Origin of the sequence: Antarctobacter sp. (assembly GCF_048262615.1) — a bacterium.
Taxonomy (GTDB): Bacteria; Pseudomonadota; Alphaproteobacteria; order Rhodobacterales; family Rhodobacteraceae; genus Antarctobacter.
In genome coordinates, this window is sequence record NZ_JBLXFB010000003.1 from 170584 (window position 1) to 184255 (window position 13672).

Consider the following 13672-nt stretch of genomic DNA (forward strand, 5'->3'; position numbering starts at 1 on the left):
ACCTGTCAACCTCCGCGCAAAGTCAGGGGGCAGGCATGCAGGACACGGCAGAAAATCTTGAGATCGTCACACCGGAGGTCCCCGGCGAAGAGAGCTTTGACGACGCGGGCGCGGCGGTGGACCGCCTGATTGACCTCTACGACACGGCGGCCACCTTCCTGCGGGACGCGTTTCTGAGCGCGATGTCCAAAGGTCATCCCGACGTGCGCCTGCGGGCCTTCTATCCCGAGATTCGCCTGACCACGACGCGGTTCGACAAGATCGACAGCCGCCTCAGCTTTGGCCATGTCACCCAGCCCGGCACCTATGCCACAACGGTCACCCGCCCGCATCTGTTTCGCAACTACCTGACGCAGCAGATCGACCTGCTGCTGGGCAACCACGGGGTCAAGGTGCGCATCGGCCTGTCGGACACACCGATGCCGGTGCATTTCGCGGTGGCGAACTTCCCGGACGTGACCGTCCCGCAGGAGGGCGCGGCCAGCTTTGCCCTGCGCGATGTCTTTGACGTGCCGGACCTGTCGACCACCAACGACGACATCGTCAATGGTGAGGCGCAGCCCGCGCCCGACGGCACCCTGCCGCTGGCCCCCTTCACCGCGCAGCGGGTGGATTATTCGCTGGCGCGGTTGTCGCACTATACGGCGACGGACCCGGAGCATTTCCAGAACCACGTCCTGTTCACCAACTACCAGTTCTACGTCGATGAGTTCGAGGCCTACGCCCGCGCCATGCTGGCCGATCCCGACAGCGGCTACACCAGCTTTGTCAGCACCGGCAACGCCGAGATCACCGCACCGGATGCGGTTCTGGTCCAACCGGACCGGATGCCGCAGATGCCCACCTATCACCTCAAGCGGCCCAAGCAGGCCGGGATCACGCTGGTCAACATCGGCGTGGGGCCATCGAACGCCAAGACGGCGACGGACCATATCGCCGTGATGCGCTCACATGCGTGGTTGATGGTCGGGCACTGTGCGGGGCTGCGCAATTCGCAGAGCCTTGGCGACTATGTGCTGGCCCATGCCTACCTGCGCGAGGACAAGGTGCTGGACGACGATCTGCCGGTCTGGGTGCCGATCCCGGCGCTGGCGGAAATCCAGATTGCGCTGGAAAAATCAGTCGCCGAGGAGACGCAACTGGACGGCTTCGACCTCAAGCGTGTGATGCGCACCGGGACCGTGGCCTCGCTGGACAACCGCAACTGGGAGTTGCGGGAGCAGAGCGGCCCGGTCAAGCGGCTCAGCCAGTCGCGCGCCATCGCGCTGGACATGGAAAGCGCCACGATCGCCGCCAACGGGTTCCGGTTCCGGGTGCCTTACGGGACGCTGCTGTGCGTGTCGGACAGGCCCTTGCATGGTGAGTTGAAACTGCCCGGCATGGCCTCTGATTTCTACCGATCACAGGTCAGCCGCCATTTGCGCATCGGGATTCGCGCCATGGAAACGCTGCGCGAGATGCCGCTGGAGCGTATTCACAGCCGGAAACTCCGCAGTTTCGAGGAAACCGCGTTCCTTTGACGCGGCGGAAACCGGCACAAAACGCACAAATGGCATGTGTGATGGGCCCCTAATCGTTGTGTTTTGCCCCCATATCCGGTTTTATTGCGAGCCAGAGGCCCTAAGTGTGACGGGCAGTGAAGGAGACCATGAAATGGCGAAACCCATGACCAAGACCCAGCTGGTGGCGGCACTGGCGGAAAAGATGGATGCGGACAAGAAAGTGGCCGGTGCGGCGCTTGACGCGATCACCGACATCATCACCGCCGAAGTGGCCGCAGGCGGCGCAGTCACCCTGCCCGGCGTCGGCAAGGTCTATTGCCGTGAGCGCCCCGAGCGGATGGTGCGCAACCCGGCGACTGGCGCGCAGTTCAAGAAAGAAGCCGACAAGCAGGTCAAAGTGACCATTGCCAAGGCGCTCAAGGACAGCGTGAACGCCTGATCTCTGCCCACGGTGGAGAGACAGGAACGAAGGGTCGCTCTGGCGGCCCTTTTTCTTTGGCGGCTGCCGTCGGACAGGGGCGTCAGTAGCCGCCAGAGACCTGCGCACGTGATTTCCATTCGAACTTGTTGCCCCGGCCATCGTCGGTCGGGATATCCAGCATGGCGGCGCGTTCGTAGACCACCTGCGTGGGCACGTTCAGCGTGTCGGCCACCAGGTTGGCGCGGCCTTCGTACCAGAGGCTGCAAAACACCTCGCGTGGCATCAGCAGGATTCGGGCAAAGCGCACGGCCTCTGCCTGCGCGGCGCGGTCGGTCGGCCTGAGCAGCGCCTGAATCCCGCAGCCGGGACAGGCCTCACGGGTCACCGGGACATGCAGAATCCAGTGCCCGACCCCCATGGCCGCCATAAAGCGATCCTGCCGCGGCTTGCCCTTTTTGGGCAGCCATATACAGGCTTTGCGGTCCGCGGGCACATCCAGCAGAATTTCATGTGGCGGGCTTGAATACTCAAGGTCGACGTTCATCGCGCGACAGATCGGGTCCATCGGATCGCCGTGCGGCAACTTCATTCCGGGGGATTGAGACACGAGATCGTCGATGATCTCTTCGATCTCGGCGTCGCTGACACCTGTCGCCTGTGGTTCCACGTAGGCGTAACTGGGGTATCTGGGCGGCATGGGACTCTCCGCTTAGGCAAATGGTGCATGGTCTTGATCAGCCCGGTTGCCAATTTTTGTCACGGAAAGGGTTTCCAAATCCTGAACACAGTGCAGAACGGCTAAGATTGCAGGCGAATTGCGCCGGATCAGCCTGATGCCGCCCCGATCAGCCTGCCCAAAGACTGCCTCTGGCGGCGGTCTTTGTCGAAATTCCCGGGCGACAGCCACCGTTCATAGGCCGCACGCAGCGCGGGCCATTCGCTGTCCAGAATGGAATACCACGCGGTGTCGCGATTGCGCCCCTTGTAGACCAGCGCCTGACGAAACACGCCCTCAAAGGTGAATCCCAGCCGCAGCGCCGCGCGGCGGGAGGGCGCGTTCAGCGCGTCACACTTCCATTCGTAGCGGCGATAGCCGAGGTCGTCAAAGACGTGGCGCATCAGCAGATATTGCACCTCTGTCGCGGCGCGGGTGCCCTGCAACGCGGGCGAGAAGTGGATAAAGCCCACTTCGATGGATGCGGCCTGCGGGGTGATCCGCAGCAGCGACAGGAACCCGACAGGGCGGCCGTCGACCATCACGGTATAAAACAGCGGATCGCGACTGAGCGCTTTGCCCGCCGTCCAGTCGCGCGCGTGCTGGCGGTCTGCAAAGGGGGTTTCCTCGCCCAGATAGGTCCAGCCAGCGGGATCGGTGAAGACGTCAAAGAACTCCTCGGCATGGTCCGCAGACAGCGGTTCCAGCACCGCATACCGGCCCTGCAACACCTGATGCGGCGGGGCGGGGCGGGGTAGGGGCAGGTCGACGGGCAACCCGATGGGCTGCCCGTATTCGTTCAAACGGTGGTCCATCCCTCAGCCAAAGACGCGGCCAAGCGCGCCGTCGACGGCTGTCAGGATCTCGTCGATGTCGTCCTTGGTGGCGATCAGCGCAGGTGAGAAGCACAGCGTGTTGTTCTTGCCGGGGACAGACCGGTTGGTTGCGCCGATGATGACCCCCTGCGCCATGCAGTCGCCGACCACGGCCTGCACCTTTGCCTCGGCCACCGGGTCCTTGGTCGCGCGGTCCGAAACCAGTTCCGCCCCCAGAAACAGCCCCTTGCCGCGCACGTCGCCGATGACACCGTGGCGGTCGGCCAGCGCGTTCAACTGGTCCAGCATGTAGTCGCCCATGGCCACAGTGTTGCCCAACAGGTTCTCATCCTCGATGATCGCCATGTTCTCGATCGCAGCCGCCGGACCGGCGGTGCAGCCGCCAAAGGTCGAGATGTCGCGGAAATAGTTCATCGGATCGTTGGCATCGTCCTTGAACAGCTCGAACACCCGTTCGGATGTCACACAGCAGGCAATCGCCGCATAGCCCGAGGCCACACCCTTGGCCATGGTGACAAAATCCGGCTCGATCCCATAATGCTGATAGCCGAACCAGGTGCCCGTGCGCCCGACGCCGCAGACCACCTCGTCGATGTGCAAGAGGATGTCGTACTTGCGGCAAATCTCCTGCACCTTCTGCCAATAGCCGTCGGGCGCGGGGATCACGCCGCCGCCCGCCGTCACCGGCTCAAGGCAGAGCGCGCCCACGGTGTCCGGCCCTTCGGCAAGGATCACCTGTTCGATCTGCTCCGCGGCCCAGAGGCCATAGTTCTCGTCCGGTGCGCCGTCCTGCTCGTGGCGGCGATACTCCAGACAATGCGGCACCCGCACAAATCCGGGGGCAAAGGGACCGTACTGGGCGTTACGCTCATCCTGACCGCCTGCGGACAGGCAGGCGATGGTGGTGCCGTGGTAATCGCGGTCGCGGTACAGGATCTTGTGCTTTTTGCCGCCGTACCGTTTGTGCGCGATCTGGCGCACCATCTTGAAAGCCTTCTCGTTCGCCTCGGAGCCGGAGTTGCAATAGTAGACCCGCGTCAGGCCGGGCATCTTGCTGATCAGCTTTTCGGAAAACAGCGCGCCCGGCACCGATCCGGCGGAGCCCGCGAAGTAGTTGACGCGCATCAACTGGTCATAGACCGCCTTGGCGATCCGCTCGCGCCCGTAGCCGACATTGACCGTCCAGACTCCGCCGGACACCGCGTCGAGGTGTTCCTTGCCCGCCTGATTCCAGACGCGCATGCCCTTGCCCTCGATGATGATGTTCGGGTCCTTGCTCTCAAACCCCTTGTGCTGGACCAGATGATGCCAGACGTGGGCCTTGTCGGCCTCGACAACATGGCTGAGGTCGTTCTTGGAATAGGTGCCGTCCATTCTGTTGCTCTCCTTGGGCCGTCGCGCGGTTTGCGTGGGATGATACCACATGGGCCGGTTTTGTGGGCAGTCGTTAGGTCCAGATTTTCAGCGCGTATAGGTCCAAAGTTCCGGGGCAAGACCGGCTCCGCGATAGCCGCGCCGCGCGTTTTCAAACATTTTCAGCACGATAGATAGATTTGACTTTCTGGAAAAGAACGGCTGTTGCGACGAAATCCGGCACATCATCGGGAAAAACCGTTGATCCGTTGTCTGTTTTCCGGTCCGAATTGGGCAGAGCGCCCGGCACGAGGCGCCGCCAAGCGCGCCACTCCGTGCGTAAGGACCGATCCGCCGGTGTGGCGGACAGATAACAGGGAGAACGACAATGACGATCAAGACCACCCTCGCAGGGACAGCCGCCGCACTGGCTGTGCTGGCCGGAACCCAGACCGCCTTTGCCGCGGGCCACAGCGAGATCACCGTGGGCTATTTCCTCGAATGGCCGATGCCGTTCCAGTACGCCAAGGCCACCGGCATGTATGACGAGGAGATGGGTGTCACCATCAACTGGGTCAGCTTTGACACCGGCACGGCCATGTCTGCGGCGATGGCCTCGGGCGATGTGCAACTCAGCGTGTCGCAGGGGGTTCCGCCTTTTGTGGTCGCCACCAGCGCCGGGCAGGACCTGCAAATCCTCGACGTGGCTGTCAGCTATTCGGACAACGACAACTGCGTTGTGCTGGAAGCGCTGGAAATCGACAAGGACTCGGCCAAGGAACTCGAAGGCAAGAAGGTCGCCGTGCCGCTGGGCACCGCCGCGCACTACGGCTTTCTCAAGCAGATGGGCCACTTTGGCGTCGATATCGGCACCATGGAAGTGGTCGACATGGCGCCGCCCGATGGGGCCGCCGCCCTTGCACAGGGATCGGTGGATATGGCCTGCGGCTGGGGCGGCTCGCTGCGCCGCATGAAAGAGCACGGCAACATCCTGCTGACCGGCGCCGAAAAGGAAGAACTGGGCATTCTGGTCTTCGACGTCACCTCCGGCCCCGCAGGCTGGGTGGCCGAGAACTCGGACGTGGTGTCGGCGTTCCTCAAGGTGACAGCCGAGGCCAACGCCATGTGGGCGGATGAGGCGAACCACGCCAAGATGCTGCCGGTGATCGCCGAGGATGCCGGTATGGACGTGGATGCCACCATGGCCACCATCTCGACCTTCATCTTCCCGACCGTCGAAGAACAACTGACCGCCAAGTGGCTGGGCGGCGGCGCGCAGGAGTTCATGAAGGGCGTCGCCGATGTCTTTGTTGCGGCAGGCTCCATTGATGCCGCGCTCGACAGCTACGCCGACAACGTGAACGTCGGTCCGCTGAGCGACGCGAACGGCATGTAAGGCAGGGTCCGGTCCGGGCACCCGCAGGGGTGTCCCGGACCAACTGGGTCCGTCGCGACCCTGACGAAAGGTGTCGCAAGACACCTTTCCCCCTCCTGCAACATCCAGCGAAAGACCGGCGGCCATGAGCGGATTAACCATCGAAAAGATCTCCATGCGGTTCGACCTGCCCAACGGGTCCTCCGTTCAGGCGCTCAAGGACGTGTCCTTGCACCTCGCCGAAGGCGAATTGCTCAGCGTGCTGGGCCCCTCGGGCTGCGGCAAGACCACGCTTTTGAACATCGTCGCGGGCTTTCTGGCCCCCACCGACGGCACCATCACCCTCAACGGCCACCGCGTGAAAGGCCCCGATGCCGAACGCGGCATGGTGTTCCAGCAAGGCGCGCTGTTCGAATGGATGAGCGTGCGCGAAAACGTCAGTTTCGGCCCGCGCATGGCGGGTAAACGCGAACGCGACTGGGGCAGCCACGTCGATCACCTGCTGGACGTGGTCGGCCTGCGCGACTTCAAGGAAAAGGCGGTTTATGAACTGTCGGGCGGCATGCAACAGCGCGTGGCGCTGGCGCGCTGTCTGGCCAATGACCCCGACGTGATCCTGATGGACGAACCGCTGGGCGCGCTGGACGCACTGACCCGCGAAAAGATGCAGGGGCTGGTGCTGAAGCTGTGGAAAGAGACCGGCAAGACCATCATCCTGATCACCCACTCCGTCGAAGAGGCGCTGCTGCTGGGCGAACGCCTGCTGGTCATGGCCCCGCGTCCGGGGCGCATCCACCGCGAATACCGTCTGCCCTTTGCCGACATGGGGGTGAACGCCGACCTGCGCGAGGTCAAGAAACACCCCGACTTCGGCAACAAACGCGAAGAAATCCTCGGGATGATCTGGGACATGGAAGAGGAAATCATGGGCCGATCAGAGGAAACCGCATGACCCGGCTGGAACAGCAACAATGATCGTCTTTGCCCTTTATATCGCCATCTTCATCGTCTCCTTCGTGGTGGTGAAATTTGTCGTCCACAAGACAGTGACCGATTACACCTCGCTCAAGACCGTGACCTTTGGCGACGAATCGGCGGTCACGCCGAACCGCATCGCCAGCGTGATCTCTGTCCTGTCGATCTTCCTGCTCTGGGGGGCCTTTACCGGGTCGTCCTATGTGCCGCGCTTCCTGCACGCGCCGGGGCCCTTTATCGGCGATGCGACCTTTACCTACACGGCCGAGGCCGATGGGCAGGCCCCCGACGACGCCACGGTCACGGTCCGCGTCTTCGAGGTGGGCACAGAGGTCGAAGACCCGGTTGTCGATCCCGGCGACGGCTGGGCCAAAAATGACATCGACACGGTGGGCGCGTGGCGCTCTGGCCTGATCCGGGTGGACAGCAACGACGAATTTGGCCGCGACGAGGGGCACACCGTTGTCGCCATCAACGGCCAGCCCATCGCGCCCGGCCAATCGGTGCAGACCAAATTCGGCCGCGTCGGCATGTCACCCAAGGGCACGCTGAACTTCGAGCCCGCCAAAGGCTGGCAGATGGAACCGATCTGGCTGCCCGCGCCAGAGGCCGTGCTGGCCCGGCTGGGTGAGATCGCAAAAGAGGGCTATCGCGGCTCGACCCTGTGGGAGCATTTGGGATACTCGCTGTTCCGGGTTGTCGTGGGCTTTTTCTTTGGCGCGCTGGTGGGCATCCCGTTGGGCTATGCCATGGGCCTGTCGAACTGGTTCCGCGGCTGGTTCGACCCGATCGTCGAGTTCATGCGCCCGGTGCCGCCGCTGGCGCTGATCCCGCTGGTGATCATCTGGGCGGGCATCGGCGAAGTGGGCAAGATCATCCTGCTGTTTCTTGCCGCGCTCTGGATCATGGCCATCGCGGCCCGCGCGGGGGTGTCGGGGGTGTCGATCTCCAAGGTCCACGCGGCCTATTCGCTGGGCGCGTCCAAGTTTCAGATCATGCGCCACGTGATCATGCCGAACTCGCTGCCGGAGATCTTTACCGGGGCAAGGGTGGCGATGGGCGTGTGCTGGGGCACCGTGGTGGCCGCTGAACTGGTGGCGGCGGAAAAAGGCGCGGGCATGATGATCATGGTGGCGTCGAAATTCCAGCTGACCGACATCGTGATCATGGGGATCATCCTGATCGGAGTCATCGGCTTTGGCATCGATATCCTGATGCGGATCGCCGAAAAGGCGCTGGTGCCCTGGAAGGGGCGGACCTGAGCGCCGCCGGACTTTTGAACTGCGGGGGCGGGACGCTGAACGGCGCTCGTCCCGGCCTTTGGCCGTGACATCGCCCCGCCCACCGTCCCGCAACGCGCGCCTTTGGCGCGTGGGTCAGTCGGTGGCGACGGCGGGGGCCGGATCGGGTGTGCCAGCCTCCGAGCTCATCTGGTCAAGCTGTGTCAACAGCGCCTTGACCTGCGCGTCCAGCCAGAAACGGCCCTTGTCCACTGTGGCGACATAGGCGTCGAGGACCGGGGCCGCCTGCGGCACCTGCTGCGACAGTTTCGGCGCGCTGACGTAAAGGCCGACGCCGATCACCGCCAGTACCACCACCAGCATAAAGCCGCGTGCAAAGGGGTTGCCGGTCTGGCGCGGTTTGCCGACAGAGCGGGTTCCGGCGTCCCGGTCGATCACCCGCGGTTCAGACGAGGCGCGCAGGGTCTGGTTGATTTCCTCTACGTCCGGCAGCAACTCGCGCCGTGACGCGGCCGCCGCCGCCACGGCCGCTGCCTGCAATTCGGCATCCTCGGGCGAGGGCGGCGGCACGGGGCGACCCGCCCCTTGGGCGATCTCCTCCCCTTTGAGCCGCGCCATGCGTTCACGGCTTTCGCGGGTGCGGCGGGCCTTCTCGTCCTCTCCCGGTGCGTCAAGGCCCAGATCCGGCTGGGTCTCCAGCGCTTCGGCGGCGCGCTGGCGGGCCTCGAACTCGCGTTCCTCACGGAAAAGCTCGGCCATTTCCGGGTCGATCTTCTTTTTCGGGGGGGACAGGTCCGGATCAGGCAGGTCGGGATCGGGCAGGTCGGGGGTGGTGACGGGCTCAGACACCGGACCGGGTCCGGCATCGGGCGCGGGCGCGGATTGGACCGCCGGGGCCTGCGACACCCGCTTTTGAAACCACGTATGGCCGCAGTTCGAACATTGCACGTCGCGGCCCGCCTCGGGGATCACTTCGAGGGGCACGTCATATTGCGCGCCGCAATTTGGGCAAATCAGCCGCATTCCGTCCCGAACCCCTGTATCGTCCCGCATGTGTCGTCTTGTGCGATGCCCCTTCGGGCCCGCGCGTGAACCTTAAGCTGCCCGTTTCGGCGGGAAAAGTCCAATTCTGCCGCCCGCGCGTTGCAACGGCCCGATACCTCGGGCAAAACTGCGGCCAGAACAACAATGCAGAGGCAGTGCCCCCGTGATCGAGCTGGACAATGTGGCCTATTCCTACAGCGGAGCGGCGCTGTTTTCCGGCCTGTCCCTGCAACTGGCGCCGGGGTCGTTCCATTTCCTGACCGGCCCGTCGGGATCGGGCAAGACGACCTTCCTGAAACTCTGCTACGGCGCTTTGCGGGCGACAGAGGGGCGGGTGTCGGTCTTTGACACCGATGTCGCGACCATGGACCGCGACGCGGTGGCCTTTGCCCGCCGCCGCATCGGCGTGGTGCATCAGGACTGCCAGTTCCTCGACCACCTGCCGCTGGCGGAAAACGTGGCGCTGCCGCTGACCGTCACCGGGCAGGCCACCGTCGATCAGGTCGACAATCTGCGCGAACTGCTGACATGGGTCGGGCTGACCGCCAAGGCCGAGGCGCTGCCGCCCGAACTGTCCGGCGGCGAACGCCAGCGCGCGGCGCTGGCCCGCGCGCTGATCCTCAGCCCGGATGTGATCCTTGCGGATGAGCCCACCGGCAACGTCGACTGGGAGATGTCGCAACGCCTGCTGCGTCTGCTGGTCGAGTTGAACAAGATGGGCAAGACGGTGATGATCGCCACCCACGACCTGATGCTGATCCGCGCCGCCAAAAGCCTTGTGCCCGCGCGCATCCTGCGCATCGCGGGCGGCACGTTGCAATCAGCGGGGGCGGACCTGTGAGCGCCCTTCTCGACCGCATCAAGGGGCTGATCGCCCGAGACGCCGGTGCCGACCGCGTGGTGCCGCCCGCCGGCTTCACCGTGCGTCTGACGCTGTTCACCGCCGCCGCCATGGCCTTTCTGACGGTCTTTGCGCTGGCCCTCAGCCTTGCCGCCGGGCGGCTGGCCACCACATGGGGCGACGAACTGGCCCGCGCCTCGACCATTCGCATTTCCGCGCCCGAGGGGCAACTGGCGGCGCAGACCGCCACCGTCCTGCGGGTGCTGGAGCAGACACCGGGCATCGACTCGGCCCGCGCCCTGACGGCGGATGAGCAACGCGCCCTGTTAGAGCCGTGGTTCGGCCCTGACCTGCCGCTGGAAAGCCTGCCGATGCCGCAACTGATCGAGGTGCAGGAGGCATCGGGTGGCTACGACGCCGACGGGCTGCGCCTGCGCCTTCAGGCAGAGGCGCCGGGCGCTGTGCTGGACGAACACAACCGCTGGCGCAGGCCGCTGGTGACGGCGGCGGGCCGCCTGCGGCTGCTGGGATGGGCGGCGATCGTGCTGATCGCTGCGGCCACCGGGGCGATGGTCACACTGGCCGCCCATGCCGCGCTGGCCGCCAACGCGCAGGTCATCGCGGTGCTGCGGCTGGTAGGGGCGACGGACGGCTATATCGCCGGGGCCTTTGTGCGCCGCTTTACCCTGCGCACGCTGACCGGGGCGGCGGTGGGGACGCTTGTGGGCCTCATTGTGCTGCTGCTGATGCCCTCCGCCGGGGACACCGGCGGTATCCTGACCGGCCTGCGCTTCAGCGGTCTGCAATGGCTCTGGCCGCTGCTGGTGCCGCTTCTGGCCGCCGCCGTGGCCTTTCTGGCAACCGAACTGGCCGCGCGCCGTGTCCTGGGAGAGCTGGCCTAATGCGCTGGGTGATGTCGTTTCTCTTTGTCGTGCAGATGTATGCCATGATGGCGGTCATGGGCATCGTCTTTCTGCCCTGGGCGCTGCTGTCGCACCACGGGGCGCGCGCCGCCTGCAAGACCTACTGCCGCTGGGTGCGCTTTACCGCCCGCTGGATGGTCGGCCTGCGCACAGAAGTGCGCGGCCCGATCCCGCGCGATGAGGTGCTGATCGCCGCCAAACACCAAAGCTTTCTGGACATCATCCTGATCTTCGGGGCGATCCCGGCGGGCAAGTTCATCATGAAACGCGAACTGATGTGGGCGCCGGTCATCGGCCAATACGCCCTGCGCATCGGCTGCGTCCCGGTGGCACGCGGCAAACGCGGGCAGGCCATCGCCAAGATGCTGAAAGACGTGCAAGACGGCGCGGCCCTTCCCGGTCAGCTGATCATCTACCCCCAAGGCACCCGCATCGCACCGGGGGTCAAGGCCCCGTACAAGGTCGGCACCGCGCTGCTGTATGAACAGACCGGGCAGGCCTGCGTTCCGGCGGCGACCAACGTGGGGCTGTTCTGGCCGCGCAAGGGGATCTACCGCAAACCGGGTCTGGCTGTAGTGGAATTTCTGCCCCGGATCGAACCGGGACTGGACCGGGATAGCTTTTTGCAACAATTGCAGGGTCAGGTGGAAACCGCCTCCAACGCCCTGATGAAAGAGGCCGGATTCGATGCGCAGGCTTGACACACTCGACGCTTTGCACGCGCTCTACGGCGCACCCGCCCCGGCGGCGCTGGGCAAGGTCGCCACCCGCCTGACCCCGCTTTATCGCCAATGGATCGAGGGCGCGCGCTTTGCTGTGCTGTCCACCGTGGGGCCCGAGGGCGTCCACGGCTCACCCCGTGGCGATGACGGCCCGGTGGTGCGCGTGACGGATGAACAGACGCTGATGATGCCCGACTGGTGGGGCAACAACCGGCTGGATTGCCTGCGCGACATCGTGCAGGACGGGCGCGTGGCGCTGTTGTTTCTGGTGCCGGGCACCAACACCACCGTGCGCGTCAATGGCCGTGCCTTCCTGACCGATGATGCGGACCTGCGCCACAGCTTCGCCAAAGGCGACAGGCAGCCCGCCACCGTCATCGTGATTGAACTGGCAGCGGTCTACACCCAATGCGCCAAGGCGCTGATGCGCTCCGCCCTCTGGACCTGCGGCGACATCTCTGCGGGCCTGCCGAAAAGCGGTGAGATCATGGCCGACATGACCAACGGGGCATACGGCGGCAAGGACTATGACCGCACCTACCCGGAATACGCCAAGCCCAAGATGTGGTAGACAGGGCCTCTGGTCCGGGAATGGTGGTCACCGCCCGCGCCCGCGCCCGCGCCCGCGCCCGCGCCCGCGCCCCGCTGCCGCCCGCGCCCTGCTGCCGCCCGCGCCCCACCCTCCGCCCGCGCACAGGGCCTGTGCGCGGGCGGACAGGCGGAAAGGCTGGCGCGGATCGTTTCATTCCGGCAATGCAACGAACAGGAGGCCTCGATGGCTGACAAACGATCCCACCCGACCCGCCGCGCGCTGCTTGCGGGGTTCGCGGCCTCGCCCATTGCGGTGGCGGGCATCGGGGCCTTTCCCCGCAGCGCCCGCGCGCAGGCGCAGGCGGCCGGGCTGATCACACCGAATGTCTGCATGGTCCTGCCCGAGGTCACCGAAGGCCCCTATTACTTCGACCCGGACATGGTACGCCGCGACATCACCGAAGACCGCGACGGCATCCCGATGCGCCTGCACCTGCAAGTCGTCAACGCCGACTGCCAGCCGGTCGCGGGCGCGCGCGTCGACATCTGGCACTGCGACGCCCGTGGCATCTATTCCGGTTACCGGAACACCGGCACCGACATCGACGCCCGCGGAGAGACCTTTCTGCGCGGCACCCAGACAACCGGGGCCGACGGCGTGACCCGTTTCGACACGATCTATCCCGGCTGGTATCGCGGCCGCACCACCCATGTGCACTACAAGGTTTTTCTCGATGAACGCACAGTTCTGACCAGCCAGATATTTTTCCCCGACGCGCTCAGCGAATACCTCTTCCAGTCCGTCGCCCCCTACAACGAACGCGGGCAACGCCGCGACACCATGAACGGCACCGACTGGATCGCCGAACAGGCGGGCGAGGGTGCCTTTGCATCCATCCGCGAACAAAAATCCTATTACGACGCAGCCCTTGTGGTCGGCATCGCCCCCGCTGCCGACAGCGCGCGGAGCGGCGCCGCGGGCGGTCGCGGTCCGGGCACCGACGGCGGCCCGCCTCCGGGGGACAACGGGGGCCCGTCCCGGCCCGATCGAGGCACCGTTTTCATCCCCGGCCCCAAGGGCTGACCGGGGTGCCGCCGGACGCAAACAGGGCGGCCCGACCGGACCGCCCTTCTGGTTTCTTCTCTGGAAAAATACGCCCACGGGGGTGCGGGGGTGTGAAACCCCCGCTCCG

The 13672-nt window shown here is 65.1% G+C and carries 14 protein-coding genes; 10 read left to right on the top strand and 4 right to left on the bottom strand.

Annotation, left to right across the window (positions count from 1 at the left end):
* The first annotated feature begins 35 nt into the window (after positions 1-35).
* Positions 36-1520, top strand: coding sequence for an AMP nucleosidase (locus ACN0S5_RS04590; RefSeq protein WP_417206383.1), 1485 nt, complete (start codon positions 36-38; stop codon positions 1518-1520).
* 133 nt (positions 1521-1653) lie between these two features.
* The gene (locus ACN0S5_RS04595) at positions 1654-1941 is read left to right on the top strand and encodes an HU family DNA-binding protein (RefSeq protein ID WP_417206385.1); all 288 of its coding nucleotides are present in this window, start codon (positions 1654-1656) and stop codon (positions 1939-1941) included.
* 82 nt (positions 1942-2023) lie between these two features.
* Here ACN0S5_RS04595 and ACN0S5_RS04600 read toward each other — a convergent pair whose 3' ends face one another.
* From ACN0S5_RS04600 to ACN0S5_RS04610, 3 genes are all read right to left on the bottom strand, one after another.
* A complete protein-coding gene (locus tag ACN0S5_RS04600) occupies positions 2024-2620 on the bottom strand; it encodes an ImmA/IrrE family metallo-endopeptidase (protein WP_417206386.1) in 597 nt (198 codons plus the stop codon).
* 128 nt (positions 2621-2748) lie between these two features.
* Positions 2749-3453 (bottom strand): GNAT family N-acetyltransferase, encoded by a 705-nt coding sequence (locus ACN0S5_RS04605; RefSeq protein ID WP_417206388.1) that lies wholly within the window; start codon positions 3451-3453, stop codon positions 2749-2751.
* A gap of 3 nt (positions 3454-3456) precedes the next feature.
* Positions 3457-4848 (bottom strand): aspartate aminotransferase family protein, encoded by a 1392-nt coding sequence (locus tag ACN0S5_RS04610; protein ID WP_417206390.1) that lies wholly within the window; start codon positions 4846-4848, stop codon positions 3457-3459.
* 367 nt (positions 4849-5215) lie between these two features.
* Between ACN0S5_RS04610 and ACN0S5_RS04615 the strand changes: the two genes are divergently transcribed.
* The 3 genes from ACN0S5_RS04615 to ACN0S5_RS04625 all read left to right on the top strand — a co-directional run bounded on the left by ACN0S5_RS04615 (position 5216) and on the right by ACN0S5_RS04625 (position 8439).
* Positions 5216-6223 carry an ABC transporter substrate-binding protein gene (locus ACN0S5_RS04615; RefSeq protein WP_417206392.1) on the top strand — a complete coding sequence of 336 codons (1008 nt, stop codon included), beginning with the start codon at positions 5216-5218 and terminating at the stop codon, positions 6221-6223.
* A gap of 124 nt (positions 6224-6347) precedes the next feature.
* Positions 6348-7154 carry an ATP-binding cassette domain-containing protein gene (locus ACN0S5_RS04620; RefSeq protein ID WP_417206394.1) on the top strand — a complete coding sequence of 269 codons (807 nt, stop codon included), beginning with the start codon at positions 6348-6350 and terminating at the stop codon, positions 7152-7154.
* Positions 7155-7173: 19 nt separating this feature from the next.
* Positions 7174-8439 carry an ABC transporter permease gene (locus tag ACN0S5_RS04625; RefSeq protein ID WP_417206396.1) on the top strand — a complete coding sequence of 422 codons (1266 nt, stop codon included), beginning with the start codon at positions 7174-7176 and terminating at the stop codon, positions 8437-8439.
* Positions 8440-8553: 114 nt separating this feature from the next.
* Here the strand turns inward: ACN0S5_RS04625 and ACN0S5_RS04630 are convergent, their stop codons facing one another.
* Entirely contained in the window at positions 8554-9471 is a 918-nt protein-coding gene (locus ACN0S5_RS04630) for a zinc-ribbon domain-containing protein (RefSeq protein WP_417206398.1), read from the bottom strand.
* 154 nt (positions 9472-9625) lie between these two features.
* Between ACN0S5_RS04630 and ACN0S5_RS04635 the strand changes: the two genes are divergently transcribed.
* The 5 genes from ACN0S5_RS04635 to ACN0S5_RS04655 all read left to right on the top strand — a co-directional run bounded on the left by ACN0S5_RS04635 (position 9626) and on the right by ACN0S5_RS04655 (position 13563).
* Positions 9626-10303, top strand: coding sequence for a cell division ATP-binding protein FtsE (locus tag ACN0S5_RS04635; RefSeq protein ID WP_417206400.1), 678 nt, complete (start codon positions 9626-9628; stop codon positions 10301-10303).
* A complete protein-coding gene (locus ACN0S5_RS04640; protein ID WP_417206402.1) occupies positions 10300-11205 on the top strand; it encodes a cell division protein FtsX in 906 nt (301 codons plus the stop codon). Before ACN0S5_RS04635 ends, ACN0S5_RS04640 begins: the two co-directional genes overlap by 4 nt.
* Complete coding sequence (locus ACN0S5_RS04645) at positions 11205-11927, top strand: lysophospholipid acyltransferase family protein (RefSeq protein ID WP_417206403.1); 723 nt, start codon at positions 11205-11207, stop codon at positions 11925-11927. Before ACN0S5_RS04640 ends, ACN0S5_RS04645 begins: the two co-directional genes overlap by 1 nt.
* Positions 11914-12519, top strand: coding sequence for a pyridoxamine 5'-phosphate oxidase family protein (locus tag ACN0S5_RS04650; RefSeq protein ID WP_417206405.1), 606 nt, complete (start codon positions 11914-11916; stop codon positions 12517-12519). Before ACN0S5_RS04645 ends, ACN0S5_RS04650 begins: the two co-directional genes overlap by 14 nt.
* A gap of 204 nt (positions 12520-12723) precedes the next feature.
* Positions 12724-13563, top strand: a complete 840-nt coding sequence (locus ACN0S5_RS04655) for an intradiol ring-cleavage dioxygenase (protein WP_417206407.1) — start codon at positions 12724-12726, stop codon at positions 13561-13563.
* The last annotated feature ends 109 nt before the right edge of the window (positions 13564-13672 follow it).

What these genes read in the sequence shown, in the direction of transcription:
- ACN0S5_RS04610 (WP_417206390.1), bottom strand. Translation starts at nt 4,848, where the DNA reads ATGGACGGCACCTATTCCAAGAACGACCTCAGCCATGTTGTCGAGGCC.
- ACN0S5_RS04605 (WP_417206388.1), bottom strand. Translation starts at nt 3,453, where the DNA reads ATGGACCACCGTTTGAACGAATACGGGCAGCCCATCGGGTTGCCCGTC.
- ACN0S5_RS04600 (WP_417206386.1), bottom strand. Translation starts at nt 2,620, where the DNA reads ATGCCGCCCAGATACCCCAGTTACGCCTACGTGGAACCACAGGCGACA.
- ACN0S5_RS04590 (WP_417206383.1), top strand. Translation starts at nt 36, where the DNA reads ATGCAGGACACGGCAGAAAATCTTGAGATCGTCACACCGGAGGTCCCC.
- ACN0S5_RS04625 (WP_417206396.1), top strand. Translation starts at nt 7,174, where the DNA reads ATGATCGTCTTTGCCCTTTATATCGCCATCTTCATCGTCTCCTTCGTG.
- ACN0S5_RS04615 (WP_417206392.1), top strand. Translation starts at nt 5,216, where the DNA reads ATGACGATCAAGACCACCCTCGCAGGGACAGCCGCCGCACTGGCTGTG.
- ACN0S5_RS04620 (WP_417206394.1), top strand. Translation starts at nt 6,348, where the DNA reads ATGAGCGGATTAACCATCGAAAAGATCTCCATGCGGTTCGACCTGCCC.
- ACN0S5_RS04650 (WP_417206405.1), top strand. Translation starts at nt 11,914, where the DNA reads ATGCGCAGGCTTGACACACTCGACGCTTTGCACGCGCTCTACGGCGCA.
- ACN0S5_RS04595 (WP_417206385.1), top strand. Translation starts at nt 1,654, where the DNA reads ATGGCGAAACCCATGACCAAGACCCAGCTGGTGGCGGCACTGGCGGAA.
- ACN0S5_RS04645 (WP_417206403.1), top strand. Translation starts at nt 11,205, where the DNA reads ATGCGCTGGGTGATGTCGTTTCTCTTTGTCGTGCAGATGTATGCCATG.
- ACN0S5_RS04655 (WP_417206407.1), top strand. Translation starts at nt 12,724, where the DNA reads ATGGCTGACAAACGATCCCACCCGACCCGCCGCGCGCTGCTTGCGGGG.
- ACN0S5_RS04630 (WP_417206398.1), bottom strand. Translation starts at nt 9,471, where the DNA reads ATGCGGGACGATACAGGGGTTCGGGACGGAATGCGGCTGATTTGCCCA.